Annotated in this window: 13 protein-coding genes; 5 read left to right on the forward strand and 8 right to left on the reverse strand. The window is 33.2% G+C overall.

Annotated features, from left to right (window positions below; translation table 11 throughout):
- Positions 1 to 8: 8 nt before the first annotated feature.
- Complete coding sequence (locus C1634_RS24790; RefSeq protein ID WP_103233465.1) at positions 9 to 689, reverse strand: hypothetical protein; 681 nt, start codon at positions 687 to 689, stop codon at positions 9 to 11.
- Positions 690 to 715: 26 nt separating this feature from the next.
- On the opposite strand from C1634_RS24790, the gene C1634_RS24795 reads away from it, so the two are divergent.
- Positions 716 to 1,015, forward strand: a complete 300-nt coding sequence (locus C1634_RS24795) for a hypothetical protein (RefSeq protein ID WP_123921575.1) — start codon at positions 716 to 718, stop codon at positions 1,013 to 1,015.
- A gap of 573 nt (positions 1,016 to 1,588) precedes the next feature.
- Here C1634_RS24795 and C1634_RS24800 read toward each other — a convergent pair.
- From C1634_RS24800 to C1634_RS24815, 3 genes are all read right to left on the reverse strand, one after another.
- Entirely contained in the window at positions 1,589 to 3,088 is a 1,500-nt protein-coding gene (locus tag C1634_RS24800) for a helix-turn-helix domain-containing protein (RefSeq protein WP_123921577.1), read from the reverse strand.
- A 704-nt stretch (positions 3,089 to 3,792) separates the two neighbouring features.
- Positions 3,793 to 4,755, reverse strand: a complete 963-nt coding sequence (locus C1634_RS24805; protein ID WP_228410162.1) for a beta-1,6-N-acetylglucosaminyltransferase — start codon at positions 4,753 to 4,755, stop codon at positions 3,793 to 3,795.
- A 504-nt stretch (positions 4,756 to 5,259) separates the two neighbouring features.
- A complete protein-coding gene (locus C1634_RS24815; protein ID WP_109739320.1) occupies positions 5,260 to 7,935 on the reverse strand; it encodes a KAP family P-loop NTPase fold protein in 2,676 nt (891 codons plus the stop codon).
- 186 nt (positions 7,936 to 8,121) lie between these two features.
- On the opposite strand from C1634_RS24815, the gene C1634_RS24825 reads away from it, so the two are divergent.
- The 4 genes from C1634_RS24825 to C1634_RS24840 all read left to right on the forward strand — a co-directional run bounded on the left by C1634_RS24825 (position 8,122) and on the right by C1634_RS24840 (position 12,339).
- Positions 8,122 to 9,246 carry a helix-turn-helix domain-containing protein gene (locus tag C1634_RS24825; RefSeq protein ID WP_109739321.1) on the forward strand — a complete coding sequence of 375 codons (1,125 nt, stop codon included), beginning with the start codon at positions 8,122 to 8,124 and terminating at the stop codon, positions 9,244 to 9,246.
- A 156-nt stretch (positions 9,247 to 9,402) separates the two neighbouring features.
- Positions 9,403 to 10,443 (forward strand): serine hydrolase domain-containing protein, encoded by a 1,041-nt coding sequence (locus C1634_RS24830; protein ID WP_103234169.1) that lies wholly within the window; start codon positions 9,403 to 9,405, stop codon positions 10,441 to 10,443.
- A gap of 109 nt (positions 10,444 to 10,552) precedes the next feature.
- Positions 10,553 to 11,707 carry a helix-turn-helix domain-containing protein gene (locus C1634_RS24835; protein WP_109739322.1) on the forward strand — a complete coding sequence of 385 codons (1,155 nt, stop codon included), beginning with the start codon at positions 10,553 to 10,555 and terminating at the stop codon, positions 11,705 to 11,707.
- Positions 11,708 to 11,796: 89 nt separating this feature from the next.
- Positions 11,797 to 12,339: a DUF3575 domain-containing protein gene (locus C1634_RS24840; RefSeq protein ID WP_103234171.1), complete on the forward strand. Its 543-nt coding sequence runs from the start codon at positions 11,797 to 11,799 to the stop codon at positions 12,337 to 12,339.
- Positions 12,340 to 12,521: 182 nt separating this feature from the next.
- Here C1634_RS24840 and C1634_RS24845 read toward each other — a convergent pair whose 3' ends face one another.
- The 4 genes from C1634_RS24845 to C1634_RS24860 form a co-directional block, all read right to left on the reverse strand.
- Positions 12,522 to 15,380 (reverse strand): pyocin knob domain-containing protein, encoded by a 2,859-nt coding sequence (locus C1634_RS24845; protein WP_103234172.1) that lies wholly within the window; start codon positions 15,378 to 15,380, stop codon positions 12,522 to 12,524.
- 1 nt (position 15,381) lies between these two features.
- The gene (locus C1634_RS24850; protein WP_109739323.1) at positions 15,382 to 16,800 is read right to left on the reverse strand and encodes a phage tail protein; all 1,419 of its coding nucleotides are present in this window, start codon (positions 16,798 to 16,800) and stop codon (positions 15,382 to 15,384) included.
- Positions 16,801 to 16,802: 2 nt separating this feature from the next.
- Complete coding sequence (locus tag C1634_RS24855) at positions 16,803 to 17,654, reverse strand: hypothetical protein (protein ID WP_103233963.1); 852 nt, start codon at positions 17,652 to 17,654, stop codon at positions 16,803 to 16,805.
- A 771-nt stretch (positions 17,655 to 18,425) separates the two neighbouring features.
- Entirely contained in the window at positions 18,426 to 20,336 is a 1,911-nt protein-coding gene (locus C1634_RS24860; protein ID WP_109739324.1) for an amidohydrolase, read from the reverse strand.
- Positions 20,337 to 20,444: the final 108 nt, after the last annotated feature.

Genomic DNA, 20,444 nt, shown 5'->3' on the forward strand with positions numbered 1-20,444 from the left:
GTCTTTTATTATTTCTGAACAAATACAATATTGACATAGGTAGCATCTGTTGCCGACCCTATCACATCATAGGTCAGCTGGCCTGTATCAGAAACCTGAACATTGGACAGCACCGTTTTATCATAATAGGTGATGTAATAATTGAGCTGATTAGAGGCTAAAACAGGAATCGCTGCAGGAGCTGCAGGATTTTTTGTTGAAGTAGTGGTATCGGTCAAACCGAACTGAGCGGTGTACCTTGCATATAAGTTGACTATCCCAGAAGGCTGGGTAAGATCTAAAGCAATACTGGGCATGTAGAAGAAGAGCCCTTTGATGGTATTACTGTCGATCTTTGTCGTAATATTATCGGCGGTTAATGTACTTGCTCCACTGCCTATGACTTTCCATAGACTTCCATCAAAATAATAGTATCCGACTGTGGTAACATTAAGGGTTTGCCCTGCAGGTGAAGCAGCAGCGGCAGTAATATATACAATAGCCCCCGTTTGAGCCGTGGTATAGGTTTTTGCAGTGAGCTGATCTCCTGTTAATCTTGGTGCAATAACCCCATCCAGTTTTGACGTATTGGCAGCATCTCCCATTACGTCAAGAGTTGCTTTGGGAGTTGGAGTATTGATACCAACTTGTCCACATACAGACACACCAAATACTAGTGTGAAGAGTGGAAGGTATAATTTTTTATTCATTGTATTTTAAATTTAAATTCTTATATGTGTTAAATGAAAGGTTAGAAAAAACTCAGGGCGGCGGCCGTATAATAGATGTGTTTTTGAGTATAAGAAAAATCAACCTGCATGCTTTAGCTTTTGATGATATATCAATAAAAGCCCTTGGTTTTAAAAAGGGAGTGAAAAAAGGGTTTTTAAAAACAGCAGATATATCTTTATTTTTATTTTTCGATATACCTGCTTCTCCCCTAATAGTTGTTTTTTTTCTTTCAGTTTTTTTCATCATTGTGTTTGTATTTTCTAAACCCTACTCAGGATTGGAAAACAGTACAAATGAACAATAAATCACTTTTAAACTACAAAAAAAGGGGATACCATCTGTGTACCATTTAGTTTTAAATTATTGAAAATCAGAATGATGAATTTTATTCTGTGTAAAATTTATATTTATTAACGTTTTAAACCTTATTCGTTTTTTTTCTTTCGGAGATGATATTCCAGGTTCTATTATGGTATCAGATTTAAAGGAGTAACCGGCAATACATAGTGTGGTAAATCTTAAAAAATACTGGTACATGTAATATAAGTTTAGGGCATTAGTAATTAGCCTGTGCTAATATTCGCACAGGCTATGAGTCAATTTACATTCTTATAAAAACTCTTGTGATGGTCCCTTTGAGTTGGCTGCTTAAAGTTTTTGCTGCAGCAGTTGTTATGAGATTTTGCACACTCACAAAATTGGCGGTATACCCATCTGGCAACTACAAATGTATTGACATTGGCAGAAGTTGGACGTATGCTCACACCTGATGATGCAGTTAAAAATTGGGTTGAGATATTCTTGATGCAGCCTATTCTTCCTGAAAAAGAAGAGATAGTGTTTTGATAGAAATCATTGAAAATAAAGGTGAATTATGTTATAAGGCATCCTCTTTCATTAATTTTCTGAACCACATTCCCATATTTTCTTCGGTAGGAATGTTCATTTTTTTCCTGAGATTGTATTTTCTGTTTCTGACTGTGTTGACTGATTTGAAAGTATAGTCGGCAATATCTTTGGTGTTGAAGCCTAAAAAAGTATAAGCACACAAAGTGAGTTCAGAGGTTCTTAGCCCTGGACTGATCTCCTGGAGTTTTTTGGTAAACTCCGGGTACACTTCCTGAAACCGTATGAAAAAATTAGGAGAATTTGTTTTCGCCAGCATGGCTACTTCTTCAAAAGCCGTATTGATTTTGGATTGAAGTACAGTAATTTCCGATTCTTTTTTGGAGATAACGATTGTTTTTTCTTTGTGTTTTTTCTTAATAAAATTTTTAAAGAAAAACAGACTTCCAATAAATAATGCTATGATTAAAGCTATCCAGAAAAATAAAGTGTTTTTTGTGTGGGTTTCGGACTTAATATTTTCGTCTTTAGTTTTGATGATATTTTTAAGAGATGTCTGAATATTCTTTTTATCAATATCAGTAATTGTATCTTTTAGTAATACATATTCCTTCAATTCTTTCTGGGATTTAGCCAGATCATTAAGCTTTTCTGAAATTCTGTATCTCAGGTCATAAGCCGTATTCAAACCCATTAAGTATTTGTGTTTTTTGGCCCACTTGATGTAAATCTCGTTATATCTCCTGGCATCTTCATACTTCCCTTGGTAGAAGGAAGCATTGGCTAAACTTTGATAGGCATAAACGGCGCTGGAGTCATTACTTCGCGATAAGACTTTCTGTATTGTTGTTGAATACGCTGGGACAGAATCTTTTTTTTTCTTATTTATTTCATCAATGTATATTGAAGCACGCAGTAAAATCTCATTTACTTTTGGATCAATATTGGGTTTATCTTTGAAGGCATTATATACTTTTGTATAATAATAATAAGCCGAATCTGGCATTTTTTTCCCGACCTGATAGGTCGCAGCTAAATTATGATACGCTACATTTTCTTGTAGAAAGCTTTTTTCAGGATCCGGAATCTTTTTTGCATCCGAAACCATTCTTCTAAAGGTTTTTACAGCTTCATCAATCATTTCCATCCCTGCATAGTTACCTCCCAGGACATGATCAATCTTTGTTTTCAAACTATAATCCCCTATCTCATTCGCTGCCTGCTGAGCCATAAGAGTATATGGCAAACTGTTGTTAGGCTCTCTTTTCATCCCATATACTATAGCAATTCTTATGGCGGCAGCCGCTATTCCCTTAGAATAGCCAATTTGCTTAGCTTCTTCAAGAATTTCTTTAGATAATTTAAGAGACTCGTCATGTTTCCTTTCATCAAACAGAGCTTTTGCTTCATCGTTTCTTTTGTCTATTTCAGGGATTGAAGTTTGAGCTGCTATCAAAGTATGACAAATGATAAATAAAAACACCAATAGGGCTCTTATCTTACCGTTCTGTTTACAACACTTAACTTTCATTATGTGTTTTACTGAATTAAGGCTAAATTAATAATTTTTTATTAAATATTATAAAATTATTTTTCATCTTATAATTAAATATTAAATTATCGTTTTTGAATTTTATTTCATTAAATATTGATATATAATTAACAATTATTAAATTATGATGTATTTTAATTAAATTAATTAAAATTTACAATTTACCGTATTACTATTTTATGCAGTGTATTTTTTTTGATTCACTATTGTTAGAAATAACTTTATAATTTATATGATATATATTTATTCATTCCTTTTTATTCAGGTTTTTGCCCAAAGTTCCGTTGAGAATTTGAAGAAGCTATCTCAAAATGATACAGATAACATCGTATATATATGAAGAAACATCTTTAACAATGCAGGAAAGCAAAAACATTGTCATCTGTTTCTCAAGCTTCTATTGTAAAAGGCGACCGGAAAAACTTTTTCAGCTATTCTGAGAAGGAACAAATAGAGAGACCATTTTTTTAATCTTATCATAGTCGAAGTTTTAACTATAACTTAAAATTTATTGATGCCGACTGGCATTTGTTTTATACAGAGAACGCTTATACAAAAGATTAAAGGTAGCTTGTAAAGATGATTATCGATATTCTGTCGAGAGACTTCCCTGTTTTTTAAAGCAATAAAAAAACCTCTATCAAATCTGATAAAGGTTAATTATTACAATTTTAATAATCTTTTTAGTTTAGATGATTAAAATTTTTCTCAATATTTTTCACATTGGTTATTTTTACTAATGTTTTAAAAGGCTCATCATATTTAATCTTAATATAATCAATTATTTTATTGTCAACATTATCATCAAACTTCCGGGCAAAAAGATGATTTCCTGTTTGAAGAAAGTTGATATCTGTTTTGGTGAATGTTTTAGGACGTAATTTGATGTCTCCGTCAGGAATCCAGATAATTGCTCTTTTGTCATCATTGACTAAAGTACCTCTAAATGAAGTATTCATTAAAACGGTTTGAAAGAAAGATTCATCTGCAATTAAGGTATTTAAATAATAATCTTCAAATTTTTTAACCTCAACATTGCTATTGATAAATTCACAGCAATCTCTCGTCAAAATCATCCATTGCCCACCGATATAAGGGATGACATCTTTCATAAAACCTCTTTTATGAGTTTTTTCAGAAATACGATCTTCCAATTCTTCAAAATAATTCTCAATTCTATTCATCGTTTCAGGTCTTATCTTTTCCTGATTGTCAATTTTAATATAACTGTTCCCATTATTTTTCGATAAAAACTCTTTGATGATTTTTTGTGATTTTAACGGATAATCCTGCCCGCTTAGGTTTATAAAATAATCCCATTTTGCATCCATGCTCAACAGGTATTTTATACCATCCAACTCAGCCTGAACCATACTATATCCTCCCCAAATAACATTTTCACTGTTTAGGATATGTACGTTCGGATATTGTTCTAAAAAATCCTTTACATCTTTACCAATTTCCTGATTGGCTTTTTTGTCAATATGAATAAGGTAGAAATTAGTAGAATCGTAGATGGCTTTAAAAAGCTTCTTAAATTGATTCGGTAAGCGATGTACTAAAATTAAGTACGCTATACTTATTGATTTCATTGGAGTTTCACCAATTCTATGTCCGTCGCTTTCGCTTACATAAACACTTTTCATTTTATTTTATTTAAAAATTACTAATGTTTACAACTTATTTTATAAAGTACTAATAGACATTTTTATAAATATACGAAAAATAAACCACTTTTATTGAAAATAATAAAACAAAAACATTCTCAACCCACTGAAACATTGGATTACGAAAGAACAGATTAGTAAAATATGAAGGACTGTTGATGATGAAATACAATATTTGAAAAATGATTATTGACAGCCATTTTTCTTTATTATTTATACCTAGCTCTCCGAAGTCTCCTGGCTTTGGAGTAAACATAAAAAAAAAATGATTTTATTTACTAGCTCAAAGTCGAGAGACTTTGCGCAGCAAAACTTAATCAAATACTTAATGAGTTTGATTTTGTAAAAAAGAATTAAAAATTATTATCAGTAATCAGATACAATTGGAAAACTAAGATATTGATTTATCTTCAATTTAACTGTATTTATGTAATATAGTTTCTTTCAACTGTAAAAACATAAAGTTCTTCATTATGATTTGATTTATTCTTCGTCTCTTAGTGCTTTTAGAATTTTTTCAACTGCAGGCGCATAAGTGAAATTAAAATCAATGAATTTTTTTTTAGAATCAACTTCTTTTGCAAACACTATAAATTCTGTTATAAATTCTGATTCATTATTTATACTCTGAATTAATTTATCAGATTCTAAATATTGTATAAAATTTGAATATGTTTGAAACAATTTTAGAGGGTCTTTATTTGGCAATCCTACTTTCCCGGTATATTCTCCCACATAATGTTCATCCTCTTCTAAAATAACACATTTTAACAGAAATTCATCTAAATACTTAGGAATAATATCATAGAGCATTTTTTCCTTATTTCGTTCAAGTACTGTTAATGATTTAATTAATCTACCAGATTCATTTTCAATATATTCGGGTAATAAGCAAAGGTTATAACAATTAAAAAATCTATTGTCAATTCCAAAAATTTTTGGAACTTCTTTATCAAAACAAAAAAACAAATACTGTATTACTTCTTCTTTATTTAACAAAATATTATTATATCGAGTATTATATTGAGTAGATTCTGTATATAAATATTTAATGAAGTCTATTTCAAAATAATAGCTTTCTTTCTCTTGATAAAGAATACTTTTAATAAATTGGTTTAATTCACTAATATTGTTATAGCCGAATCTTTCAACAATTAAATTTTCATAATTATTTATTGAATTTCTTAGTATGTCAAAATCTATACCTCGATATTGAGTATCAGTCTTATCTGAATTTAAACTTCCAATATAAAACAAAATTCTGACAAAATTTTCATATTGAGATTTTGAAATAATATCATTATAAACATTTATTTTATATAAAAATAGAATGAGACTATTTAATTTATCTTCGATTTCTAGATTATCAATGATTTTCTTCTGTTCAATAAAATTACTTTTTATAAAGTTTTCAAAATCTGATGCTTTATAATTTATTTCTGAAATTTCATCTTCAAAATATTTAAAATAATTATCTCCATATATTATGGACAAAGAACTAACGTTTAAATTATTATGTAATTTAAAAATTTGATTGCAGATACTAACTATGTTTTTAAGTTGTGATTCATTATAGATATTTAATGATATTAAATCAAAATATAAATATGAATTTTCAAAAGTATCTCTAAGTGAGTTCCTTTTGCTCTCCTTATCTATTTTTAACCTATAATGAATGTATTGCATTTCACCACTAAAAGCATTTTCATTGTTTTCGAGATATTTTTGTTTATTAAACAATAACGAATACACATCATAATAGGAAAACTTTAATAGTTTAATAAACAGAAAATCTTCAAATTTTACATCATAAATAACCTGCTCAACACCTATTATAAATTCATAAATAAATCTTTTTGCATCTCTTATATTATTTATTGATTTAAAAATGTTTATTTCCTCATCCAATATCGTTAAAACATTAACATTATTAAATATTCCTTCTATCTCATGTTTCTTTTCAGGCAAGAAATCTGAAAGTTTATTTTTTATATATTCATTTATAATAGATTGTGTTATAGGGAGTAAGTAAAACTCTTTTATAAATATTTTTTCACAATATTTTTCAGGATAAGGTATATTATTATATTCTAATGATTTTATTAAGAATTCTTTGTCATAACCAACAACATAGTTAAATATATCAAAGGATGCTGTATTTCTAATTAATTTCAAGACTTCAAATACCTCGTTTGGTTGGAGTCTATCCAAATCATCAAAAAAAACAATTATCTTTTTGTCAATTTCATTAAGAAGTGTATTTAACTTTTTAAAACTATCAGAAAGATTATCATCAGGTATTAGGTTGATCAAATTTAAAATACTTTCAGTTATGTGAGTTTTGTTTATTGAAAGTACTTGATTTCCATATTTTTTAAATTCTTTGGAAACATCTATACTATGTTTGCTAATACTTTTTTCAATTGTATCAAAAAAGTCAATTATTATTGAGTTAATTGATACATTTAACCAACTGTTAAAATTGACTACGATATATTTACTATCATCTTTAAAAGAACTTTTAACAAAACTCATAAAAGATGTTTTTCCATATCCCCATCCACCTACAATTCCAATTGATAAAGAAGTATCTGGATCACGTTTCTGTATTAATCGCACAACCTGAGCAGACATACTTTTCCTATTTAGAATATCTTCAGTTAATTCCTCAATCGGTTCATCAGATAAAAAAAAACGATCCTTATCTTTTATATTACTCTTTTTATTTTTTAAATAAATTCCAAGCTTCAAAATAATTGGGATAAATCCAACAATAACGAAGAAGTCACAATATTTAATATCCTTTAAAAAGAACGTTTCTAATAACTGATCTTTGTAACATATTCTCATAATGAGATATAAGACAATTATTAATATAGAATATATCACATAGGTATTCTTTAAATAGAATTTAATTTTTAATTTTATATACGTCCAGTATGCTATATACGTTATAATAACTATTAAAATAACATCAGATAAAAAGGATTTATCAAAATGTAATAAAATTTTTATAATATATTTTTCGTAATAACTCTCGTATATTTTCTTTACTAAATTTGGAAAGAAACTTACAATGAGTAAAATAATAAATAATACCTTAAACTGATATAAATAATCTGTTATGATTGTAAATATACTTTTCTCTTCTTTTTTCATTTATAAAAATAAAATTTAACTCATGTTCCCCAAAGCCTCCTAACTTTGAAGCAAATTTAAAGCAAATGATTTTATTCACCAGCTCAAAGTTGGAAGACTTTCCACACCATAGCACAATATTTGAAAAATGATTATTGACAGCCATTTTTCTTTATTACTTATATCTTATTTTTACAAAAAGATTCAATGGATAAATTAAGTTTTCTGGAAGTTATTGCTGCGATGGCCGTTTTTATATCGTTGCTGCTTGCCGTATTTTTGTTAACGGTAAAAACAGAAAGAAAACTGGAAAACAGATTATTTGCCACGTTCCTTATCATTAATGCCATTGATATCAGCGGACTTTTTATGCACCTTTTTGTGGATAGTTATAATCTGAAAGCTTTCAAAATATCTGCTTACTTATTGGTAATGCCGCTTTTCTATCTGTATGTAAATGCCGTGTGTTATTCTGATTTCACCTTAAAAAGAAAGCATTTACTGCATCTTATCCCTTTCATTGTTGTCAATTTAATTTTAGTTCCAAGACTTTATCTGGCAGAAGGTGCTACTAAAGAAGATTTCTTTACAACGATGTGGAACTCTCCTGAAATGTTGGCTTATCAACTCATTGGGGAGCTGCAGTTTTTCTTTTATATCGTTGGAGTATTCCTCGTCCTTAAAAAATACAAGAAGATTTATCTTGAAAACTACACGAATCCCAACACTTTGCTATACAAATGGCTGTCTCAGCTTACCATGATTTTCTTAGTCATCCATGTATGTATTATTTTAAAAAACATCGTAAGATACACGCAACATAAAGATCTATTTATATGGCTGAATATTGTTGCGGGAACGGTGTTTTTATTGGCTGCCTGCTGGTTTATCTTAAAGGCATTACATTATCCTGAGCTTTTTCGCAGAATTGATTCTACCTTACAACCGACAAAAGATTTTGCTGAGACTTTTGAAACTGAAAATACAACCGACGAAACAAAAAGTTTACAGATCGAACAGCTTAAAAATTTCATGGCTGAAAAAGAACCCTTCTTAAATCCTTCCCTAACAATTCAGGAATTGGCGGATCAGGTGAATATTCCGGTTCGTGAGTTGTCTGTTTTGATTAATCATCATATCAATCAGCACTTTTTTGATTTCGTGAATGAATACCGCATTAAAAAAGCAATGACCATTCTGAAAGATCCCACGAAAAAAGAATATACAGTGCTGGAAATTTTATATGAAGTGGGTTTTAATTCAAAATCTTCTTTTCATACTTCATTTAAAAAATATACGAATCAAACACCAACAGCATTCAGAAACAGCTGATAATTAACAAATTGTAAATAATCGGACTTTAGATTGTAAATAATCGGACTCATTTTATTCATTGAAATGAGTCCGACTTTTTTTATACGGACTTTTTTCAGGGTTCTCTACAGCATATTTGCATCAGATTATGAATATCAAATTAAAATTTTGACCATGAAATATGTAACCCTTATTTTATTTTTTGCCTTAGTTGGGTGTAAAAGTGTTCATCCAAGCAATACACAAAACGTTGAACATGCGATTACAAAAAATGCGCTAAAGCTATTAGAGGACAAAAGATTTCATTCTGTTTCCATTGCAGTGCTTAAAGATGGAAAATCCACCATCAAACATTTTGGAGAATTAACGATTGGAAAGGGAAACCAACCCAACGATTCTACCCTTTATGAATTAGCTTCTGTAACTAAAACCTTTACAGGTTATGTAGCTGCTAAAGCCGTACTTGATAAAAAACTCAATTTAGAGGATGATATTAGAATCTACCTTAACGAACCTTATCCCAATTTAGAATTTAAAGGTGAACCTATCAAAATCAAACACCTCATCACCCATACCAGTGGATTTCCTAATTTCCCTATAAAAAGCGAAAATAAAAAGGCTTTTTTTGAAGGATTGAAACTCATCAAAATTGAAACGAAACCCGGAGAAATCTATTCCTATTCCAACACGGCTCCGGAGCTGACCGCCTATATCCTTGAAAAAGTGTATCAAAAATCTTTTGAGGAATTGGTCATTGAATTTATTTTGAAACCCAATGCAATGAACCAAACTAAGTTTACCCTTAATGAAAATGACAGAGAAAGATTGGTAAAAGGCTATAATGATAAAAATGAGCTCATGCCCAACTTCAACAGAACTTTATGGGGTGGAATTTCAGGATTGCATTCTACGACCACAGATTTAGTAAAATATATGAAATTGCAGCTTGACCCATCCAATCTTATTGTCAATGAATCTCATAAAAAACTATATAAAGAAGGTTCTGATTTTTGGGAAGGGTATCATTGGTACATCATAGAAAATGATAATACATTAATCTACAGACATCACGGTGGGATATACGGAATGCAGAATTGGTTTGTGATTTACCCTAAACAAAATATAGGAATATCCATATTGACAAACACCAGCTTTAATGAAACAGGAGAAATTTTAGAAAAAGTAGTTGATAGCTTGTATAATGACATCAAATAATTTTAGCCGAGCTCATTTCCTAATTCTTAAAAAAGTTAATTCTTTTTATCAATCCTTATGAAAGAGGTACATTTAGCCACCATAAATCCTTATAACCACTTTTATAAAATTGATCTATACAACACTTTTAAATATTGCGATTTTCCAGGGAATAGTCTTAGGCGTAGTTATATTAAAATCTTCCCTATTCAATAGTAATTCGAATAAGTATTTAGCCTACTTATTATTTGCACTTTCCATGGTTTTACTGAATTATGTTTTTGAAATTGAAGGGGCATTTAGGTCCTATCCTTGGCTTTGTTTTCTGGACTATATTGAGTGGATATTTTTACTCCCCGTCTTCATCTTCCAGTTTATAATAAACCGAATTGACGATACCGTAAAGAACAGACAAAGAACTTATTTGTATTATATTCCGTTTGTCTATTCCTCTACTTTTGCTATTATATACCATCTTAATGATATTTTAGGAATTTATAAAATCACAGGTTCAGGCATTTTCATCATCAATATACTTAGACTGATCCAGCTTTTATTTGCCTTTATCATCATCCTGTTTCCCCCTTTTTACTCTTATTTTATGATAAGGCACTTAAAAGACCCACAAGAGAAAAAATGGGTAATTACCTTATTAACTACGCTCTACTTATTATTATCTACCTGGCTAATTACGTATATGACTGGCTTCTTTTTTGGAATAGATATTTCCTCTACCATGAGTGGGCTGGCTTTATCGGCAACATTTATTATGCACTGGACAGCCTACATAGGCATTTACAAATACAAGCTTGCAAAAAACAAAGATGCTGTGTACCATTTTCTAAACAACGATTTGGCTATTATACATCCCAATCTGCAAGTTGCAGAAAACAGTATAACGCAAGAAAATAGCACTGCAGAAACATACAAAGAATCTATAACGGCTGATAATCTTTATTTTCAAAAACTAGAGCTGCTCTGCAAAGATGATCACATTTATACAGACAGTACATTAAACAGAGAAAAAGTTGCTGAAAAGCTGGGCATAAGTGCGGGATATGTTTCACAAATTGTAAACACGATCACAGGAGACAACTTTGCTCATTATATCAATCAATATCGAGTGGAAGCTGTCAAGGAAATGATATCAGATTCGGAATATGAAAACTATACATTGCTGACGATGGGCTTAGAATCTGGGTTTACTTCAAAAACGACTTTCTATAAAGCCTTTAAAAAAGTTACGGGCCAGACACCCAATGAATATAAAAACACCATCAAATAAGTACCATTTTCTCCATTTTTAAGCTTTTGAAACCCTTTCTAATTTGAATTATTTGAGTTTTGCCGTTAAATAATTCAAATTAATTTTTTATGAAAAAAACTTTTTTATTGCTCATCATTTTGTTTGCTTTTTATTCTGTCAAGGCTCAAAACAACAAAAACAATGGAGATCCGTATGAGAAAAAAAATGAAATTAAACTGAATCTTATCTCACCATTATCCGGTGCTGTGGAAGCAGGTTTCGAGCGACACCTCAACAAACACTCATCATTGGGAATCTCTGCATTTGTTATATATGATAATACAAAAGAGGATGATATGAATTACTTCATCTCCCCTTATTACCGATATTATTTTGGAAAAAAATATGCTTCCGGTTTTTTTGTCGAAGGATTTGGAATGTTCACTTCTATTGATGGAAAAAAAATATACGCACCAGACAACGTGACATTCACTGAAGGTAAAGATGTTTATGATCTCGCATTAGGTGCGGGTCTGGGTTATAAACTGGTTACCAAGAAAGGATTTGTTTTTGAAGCCAACGCAGGCTATGGAAGACTTTTGTTCAACGCAGACAAAACAGATCATGACCAGGTGATAAAGCTTGGATTGAGTATTGGTTATCGATTTTAATATCAACTCTCTCTAAAAATTAAAGCTAGCAAGACTTTTGTTTATATTAGATACGGTGCAAAACTGAAAAATGAATAAAACCCACAATCAGAAGACTTTCATCCTCTAACTGTGGGTTCTATCTTAAATTATTGTGAGATGTTTTTAATTTCTATATTCCGTAGAACAACTGTTCTATTTTCTTACCAAATAAACTTAGATTTCTGTTCTTGTTCTGCAATCACTCTTCGTGATTTTGTCACATACAATCTAAGAGAACAGCCCGCGCTAATATTGTATACTCTTTTGCCATATATATCAACTCCCATCGTACCTCCATTATAGTCAAAATTATAAATAACGATCTGCTGTTTTGGATAGATTTCTTTGAAATTCACCACCATCTTAATCTGCTCTCCAATAATATGGATAAGTCTGTTTCTATCGTCTATGCTAAGATCTCCAGGAGAAGAGAACTCATATTCGTGTGGATCTAATCTAACGGCATAATTATCAGGATCAGATTGATCATTAACAATTTCATCTTTAAGAGTAGCTGTTCTCCCATTAGGAATAAACATTGTATCTGGGTTTTCCTCCTCTGACTTAAAGTTTTTACTGGCTTTTACGGAGCCTTCTACGGTTAACTTATCATTCTTATTAGATTCCCTTCCCATTCCAAAGAGTTTACTCTCCCCATGGTAGTTGAGACCAGACCATCCATCATGCTCTGAACCATAACAGTAATATTCTTTTCTTTTTGCTGCTACAAGGGCACGCCATTTAAAGTCGATCACACCTGATTCAGCTCCAAAATGACCATCTCCAATGGCTAAAGCTGATCCTGTATTGACCGAAAAGTCCGAGTTGAGCTGTAACCCGTACTGCGCCATATAATTCCATTGCTGAATACTTGTTGCGGTAAAATCCTGAGCAGTCCAAACTTGTGCCCAGCCTGACCAGTTACCCCCAGCCATAGTCCTTTGGTAAGTTATATTGGAAGTGTTACCTGAACCAAATGAAGTGGCCTTTTGTGTAACCCAGGTACCGTCATGAGTTTCAACGGTTACATACCACCAACCGGTATTATTAAAAGGTGCATTAGTTAATCCAGAACCTCTGTAAAAACCTGTTTTAAGGTAATTATTTAGATTTGAACCTGAAATAATAACAGACGTACCATTCGGAGTACTTAAAAAATTGGTTTGCAGATAAGACTGTGTTGCCAACGCTACATATAACCCTGAATTATGATACATATACGGAAACGAATTCCCATCTGAAGTCGGTACATTTCCAGACGAGAAACCAACTGCCGTAGCATTTTCCTGACCATTAGCTTTTGTATTGAGCTGGTTTACATTTACAGCATGAGTCCCTAAAGTTCCTGGTGGAATAACAGGACTCCGCTGAAAAGTATTGGTATTTGTAAAAGTCTGAACACCATTCAATGCAGCATAATTACCTAACTGGTTATTTAAAGTAAACTGTGTTATATAATTTGCAGGATTAAAATTCCCTGAATGATAAACTTCTCTCCAATCTGACCAGCTCGCATTTCCTGAACCTGTAGGAGTTCCGCGGAATTTCATTCCTTTTCCACTTCTATCAATAGTAAGCTGCTGCCTGCCATCAGAAGAGTTTAGGTTTAAAGTAGTGGTATAATTAAATTCGGATGTTGGAAGATCCTGTCTGTAAATACCTGATTCTGAAACATCTTCTAAAACAACCCCATTTCTTAAATTTTTAAAAGGACTGTAATTTCCTCCATGGAATATTACCCATGATTGAGACCCGTCTGCATTTTCAACTCTGGGATCCAGCCCATTATTTCCTTTATTAATATGGACTCCCCCTCCAGCTTTTTTATAGACCTTCCCTCCATCAAAGAAATTAACGCCAGAGTTATCCTTATTAAAATTAATATTTCTATCCAAGTAAACACCATTTACATTAAAGTTATAAATGCTGCCTACTCCTGCATAATTAAATAGAGTATTAGTAGTCGTTTGAAGTACCATATTGGGTAATGATGAATTTCCCAGATACAGATTATCTCCTTGAGAATTGAGTATCTGACCACCCGTTAAATTATCTGACCCCAATAATCCTATATTACCATTCAAAGCTCCATTCTGAGAATATCTAAGATAAGCTCCATTATTCTGACTTCCCGGAACCCTTAAGAGAATTTGGTCTCCATTAGTTCCATCCCATGATGTGGATAATAATTTTTTCTGAGTATATGAATCCCCAACAGTAATTAAATCAGATATAGCCCCATTAAAATGGATTGTTTCATTCTTAGCATAGAAAGCTTCTTTTATCCTGGAAAATACGGAGCTGTTTACTTCATAAATTTCAGCAAAAGCCAAATAGAATTCCAGTGCTGTATTTGGACCGCTAACATATACATGACCTCCATTTCCAAAACTAGTTCCAGTTCCGCACATCACTGCTCTAACATAAGTTTCCCATTTTCCAGTCCCGGCTCTTGATGTTAACCAAATGACTGAAGCATTAGCTCCCATGTAGTTTTCAGCATTATTAAATGAATATCCTACAGGAAGTTTGGCCATAAACTTTTGAATAAATACAGCATTAGTTCTGGCCATAAATCCTAATATAAATCCGCCTAAACCAGGAGTAGCTCCATTACCATTGTAATTGAATCTCAACTGCATTCCTGATCTATTCGGAAGATTAGAGGCCGCTTCTCTGGTCATGGTTACATTACCATTACCATAGTTATTATAAATACCTATACTATTGTTTCCATTTCTGAATTCCTCGTCTCCATATAAAGGATAAGCTCCCTGTAATGCAAGATTAAGTAAAGAGATTGGCCCCATCTGTGGGTTAGCTACTGATGATCTGTCCCATCCGGAATATATCGTATTTTGAATACCTATGGTTTTCGTAGAGTCTATGGTTTGCTCTGAATACCTATCAATATACTCTTTACTATCTAAGGAACCATCCGCCTTTAAAAAGTGGGCGGCTGTACCGCCCACTACTCTATAGCCTTTAGAAGTGCTATAATATGCATATTTTACATCCATTCTAAATATCTTTACGGGTTACTGTTATCGATACAGTATTAGGCAAAGCAGAATCAAATTCAACATCTATTTTATTAGGATCGGTTAATTTTATCCTGCCGTCAATTTTGTAAAATGTCACGGTATCATACATGGCAACATCTACATTTCTAGTCCCTAAGTTGTGGGCCACACTCGATGTTCCGGAAATAGCAGTAGTATATGATTTTACATTATTATTTCCGGCAATAACTCTACCTTTAGCATCCACTGTAACCTCATCATACGTTCCGGCAGTTACCCCTGTTGCAGCTAATGTCAACGCTGAGGTAGCATTTGCTGATCCGTCAAAAGTTGTTGTCCATGCAGCATCACCTGTTGCAGAAATTGTTCTCGGTGTTGTCAATTTTGCAGCTGATCCGGTTGTATTGATTGCTGCAGTCCCTGTAAGTAATGTCGCAGGAACAGCTGTAATAGGAACTGTTATATTTCCTGAACCATCAATTGTTTGTGCCGTTGCAGTAACTCCGGAAAGCGTAATCGTTCGCGCTGTAGCCCATTTTGTAGCAGAAAGAACATTTTTCGCGGCATCTGCCGTATTATCAACATTACTTAAGCCAACATGCGATTTGTTTAAGACGACAACACCTGTTAATCCATTTACAGAATCTACCGCTCCGGAAGTAATATAAACAAACGTTGTTCCCGTCCATCGGTAAGTTTTGTTGGTATCAAGAGATACATAAATTTTACCTGTTTCCCCGGCAATGAGGTTAGTATAAGCTGCTTCTTTGTAAAACTTTCCGTCAGCAGATTTATAATATCCTTCCAAAACATCATCCACGTAAGAAGGCAATTGAGATGCTGGCACCTGCCCGGATGCATCCAGCGTAGCAACTCCATTCGCTGCCGCTTTTTGTGATAACGGGATATAATTAGCCAAATCCGAAGAGGTAGGCACAGAGCCCAGATTCACTGTTATTCCATTGGCTGTCTGAGTAATTCCCGTAACCACATTTCCTGTACCTGAAGTAGCAACCGGTAAAGAGAATGAAGTTCCTGTCAATGTCAAACCATTACCCGCACTATAGGTTGTATCCGTAGAGGCTAATGTGATTGTATTTCCGGCTTGACTAATCGCCATATTAGAACCAGCAGCAAGGGTAACATCCCCGGAAACCAAAGAACCTGATGCTCCTCCTTTAAGACGGGTGATGGTGTCTGGTGTTGTAAATGATCTGTTTGCTGACAAATCATAAGCCGTTCCGTTAATTGTTAATGTTCTTGTTTTTGGCACATAGTCTAACGGATTTAAATTTCCATCATGCCAGAAAGAATTGATTGATCTCGTGTTACCGCCAGCGGTTAAAATATCATTGTCTGTTTTCCCTTCTATTTTGTATCCAACAGAACTTCGATAATAAGCGTATTTAATGTCCATAATTATATTTTTTTAATTGTTATTTGAATTATATTTGGTGGTAATGAATCAAACAGCACTTCAATATTATTGGTGTCTATTCTTCTCACTTTAAGGGGTACTGTAAACTTTGTAACGATGTCATAAGCATTAATCACAAAACTTAATGTATCAAGATCATGTTTGATCCTGGAGTCTCCCCTCACTCTCTCTTCGTATTTAATTTTTTCGGAACTGGCCAGATCTTCGATCGTTTTAATTTTATCATATACCAAATCATTAAACTGATTTTGATAAGTGATCGCACCCCAGTTTGTATACCTCCCAACGAGGTAGATTTTATCATCTAAAATGTTTCTGATGACCGCCTCTTGAAGCAACTTTATCCACTCCCTGTTTTCTTTGATATAGTCTACGATCTCCTGAAGTTTATCAAGATTTACATCATTAGAGACTAGCATTTCGTTAATTTTCATAATACCCTCAAGCATTTCCTCATCCTTTGCCTGAAATATATTTACAATTTCTCCGATTTGCTCTTTTGTATAGACGTTTCCAGTTTCTTCACCTCCATCTATAGTAGCCGCTAATTTGATTTTTAATTTTTCCTTCCATTCATCTATATTGGCAGCAGTAAGATTGGACGCATTAAGCTTTGCCAGCGCTAAATGATGTGCATTTTCATCCTCCAGATGATTGGTAAAAGTTGTGGTAGACAACGTTTTTTGAAAAGCTTCATATAAGCCCATCACCTCATCCATTTTGATTTTATCATCTAAATGGCGGAATGAAGAAAAGGTCTCCTTAAATTGATATTCTGTAGGAATATCACCTTTTTCGAACCAGCTGAAAATTATATTTAATGGTGTACTCATTTGATTATTGAAAATTAATTTTGATAAAATTGATAATTGGAAAGATCTCTATTGTTCATGGACTGTTCACCCTAGATAGAATTCTCTATTTTTTTGAGCAATTTTTGATTTCACCCTTCTTTTATCGTCCTATCAATTAGTGAATTGTTTATACGATCATCTAGAAAATCATGAATTTTGTCAATGCCTTGTAATGTTGTTTGATATTAACAAGATCCCTTACGTTTTCCTATACTACTTCAAGACTATTCTCTTGGTATACTATTTTTTTGAATTCAATGATTATTCGGATTCCTTAGAGCTCAAATTTCATCTTTCTTGACTTCTTATAAAAGTTTTTGAGCCTCTCTATTCTGTAGTTGCAGTGGACTTTATTTTCCCTAAATAGAATGATCGTGTTTTGTAATTACAGGGTTCAAAATTCATTTTTTTTTATTTCCTGTGAAAGTTTTTTGGCCCCTCTATTCTGTAGTTGCAGGAGACTTTATTTTTCTGAAATGAAATGATCGTGTTTTGTAATTACGGGGGTTCAAAATTCATTTTTTTTTATTTCCTGTGAAAGTTTTTTGACCTCTCTATTCTGTAGATGCAGGAGATCTGAGGTACTTTAAACAAAAATTTCAGATCACATTTCAACTAACTAAGAATCCGAATCCTTCTCTGAAAGATCCCTGCGATCAACTGGAATCTGGGTATAAAAAAATCAGAGTAGAAAATAATCTACTCTGATTGATATCTGATTAGCTAATCAGACCATTTTTGTGTGACTTGTTACTGGTTTTCTGAAAGAGTCATGTCTTTTTCGGTCACTACTTTTGCATTTTTATCATTTATATAAACAGGTATACCACCCACCCAGGTTTCCAATACCGGGATGTTTCGCATTTTCATATATTGTGAGGCCTGAGTCGTTAATGTAAGAGGATCCTGCTCCAATATGACGAAATCAGCAAAGTACCCTGTATTTAATGAACCTACCCATTTATCTGCATAACACTGCCATGCAGCATCATAAGTAACAGCAATCAAAGCCTGTTCAGGGGTAATACATTCCGCGCTATTTAAGACTTCAATGCTTGTGGTCTTCCTTTCCATAATTCTGGTAATCGATTGTTCCATCATTCTCAAAGGTCCTAATGGGCTTACCTCATTATCACTATGAAGAGTAATTCTCATACCCGCAGCAAGGGTTGAACCGCAAAGGTCAAGCATTTGTGCCTTTTCACCGAATATTACTTTCTTAAAAGCATATCCCCAATACCCCACGTGCCCGATAAGGAAACTCGGTGAAACTCCCATTTGCAGCATATTAGTAATTTGATCCGCTGTCAGAAGCGAGCAATGTTCTATACGGTTACGAAGCTCAGCACCTCTGTATTGAGCGAGAGCACGCTGATAAGCATTAATCGCAAATGTTACGGCCTGATCGCCATTGGCATGCACCATCAGCGGCCAGCCTTTTACTGCTACAACAGTATTGATGAGGGTATTATAACTTGGCGGAATCGTATGGGCAGGAATACCTGCCTGTGGAAAATTGAATACCCCTGTATTATCAGCAGGATCACACAAGTATGGAGAACTCTGATACCCGGTAAGCCCTTGATTGGAACCATCCGAAACCACTTTTATGTGTCCACAATATACAGGTTTGTAATGATCCGGTTCTTTATAAGGATCCAGCTTATCAACATCTTCCTGGCTTGAACAAAGATATGCCCCACCTGTCCTCACCAATTCAGGGTGAGTCTCAAAATATTTGGTTAAAAGTATTTCTGAACCTTTATTCAGTCCGGCATCATACATAAAAGTAACTCCTCTGGAATTTGCTGTTTTAAAAAGATCAGTCAGATAACTGTTAATCTGTATGCTCATCACAATGATCTGCAGCTTTACGACCTTCAATGCAGGTGTCATTTGTAAACCTTCCTGCAACTGGCCTTTGGTCTCACTAATATATCTTTCAACAGTTTTATAATTGTCCTGTATCTCAGTGCTGTGATCAAAAACATGCTTCAATGCCTTAGTGTTCAGATAAAGCGTATGCATGGAAGCACTTAGCAGCATCATAGGTGTATCAGCATTAATACCATCAAGTACTGTATTATTAATTGTTATTAACTCTTTTTTACCATTTATTTCTTCAAAAGGCATTAATGACGGATCTAATCCTCTTCCTAAAATGACATATCCGGGAATTTTAGGAATATTCTTGTTGATGATTAATCCAACAGAAGTCAAATCGTATATAGGACGTAAATTCTGTTCCTCAAAAGGGCTCAAATCCAGCCAGCCATGCATCATTGCTGTAGGAACCATATGAACATGGGGCTCAATAAGACCAGGCAGTAAAGTTTGGGTTCCCGTGAGTTCTTTTTTATGAAAACCTGGATGATTTTTAACCATGTATTCTTCTACCTCTTTTTTCTCACCGGTTATAACGACTTTTCCATCAGCCAACCCAATAGCTTCCACATTAGCTGTTGATCCGCCGATCATAGGCCGGATGGTTCCTCCACTGATCATCAGAGTTTGTGGTTTTTCGTGGGTAGCCTTTCCGGAACCGGGATTTATTTTCGTGAGATTTTCTGCACTGAAAAGTTCTTCTTTAAAAATTTTCAAAATAGGATTGTCACAAGAGCAATGGGTGCAGCCATGCGTGTGCGTGTGTTGTTTTTCCATAAGAATGATTTGGTTTGATTGTATGTTTAAGTTGAGTTCTGTCGGTATATATTTTTAATGACACAGTATCTTATACCCATAGCAAGACCAGCTTACCAATGAGCAAGT

Origin of the sequence: Chryseobacterium viscerum, from assembly GCF_002899945.2 — a bacterium.
GTDB classification, from domain to species: Bacteria; Bacteroidota; Bacteroidia; order Flavobacteriales; family Weeksellaceae; genus Chryseobacterium; species Chryseobacterium viscerum.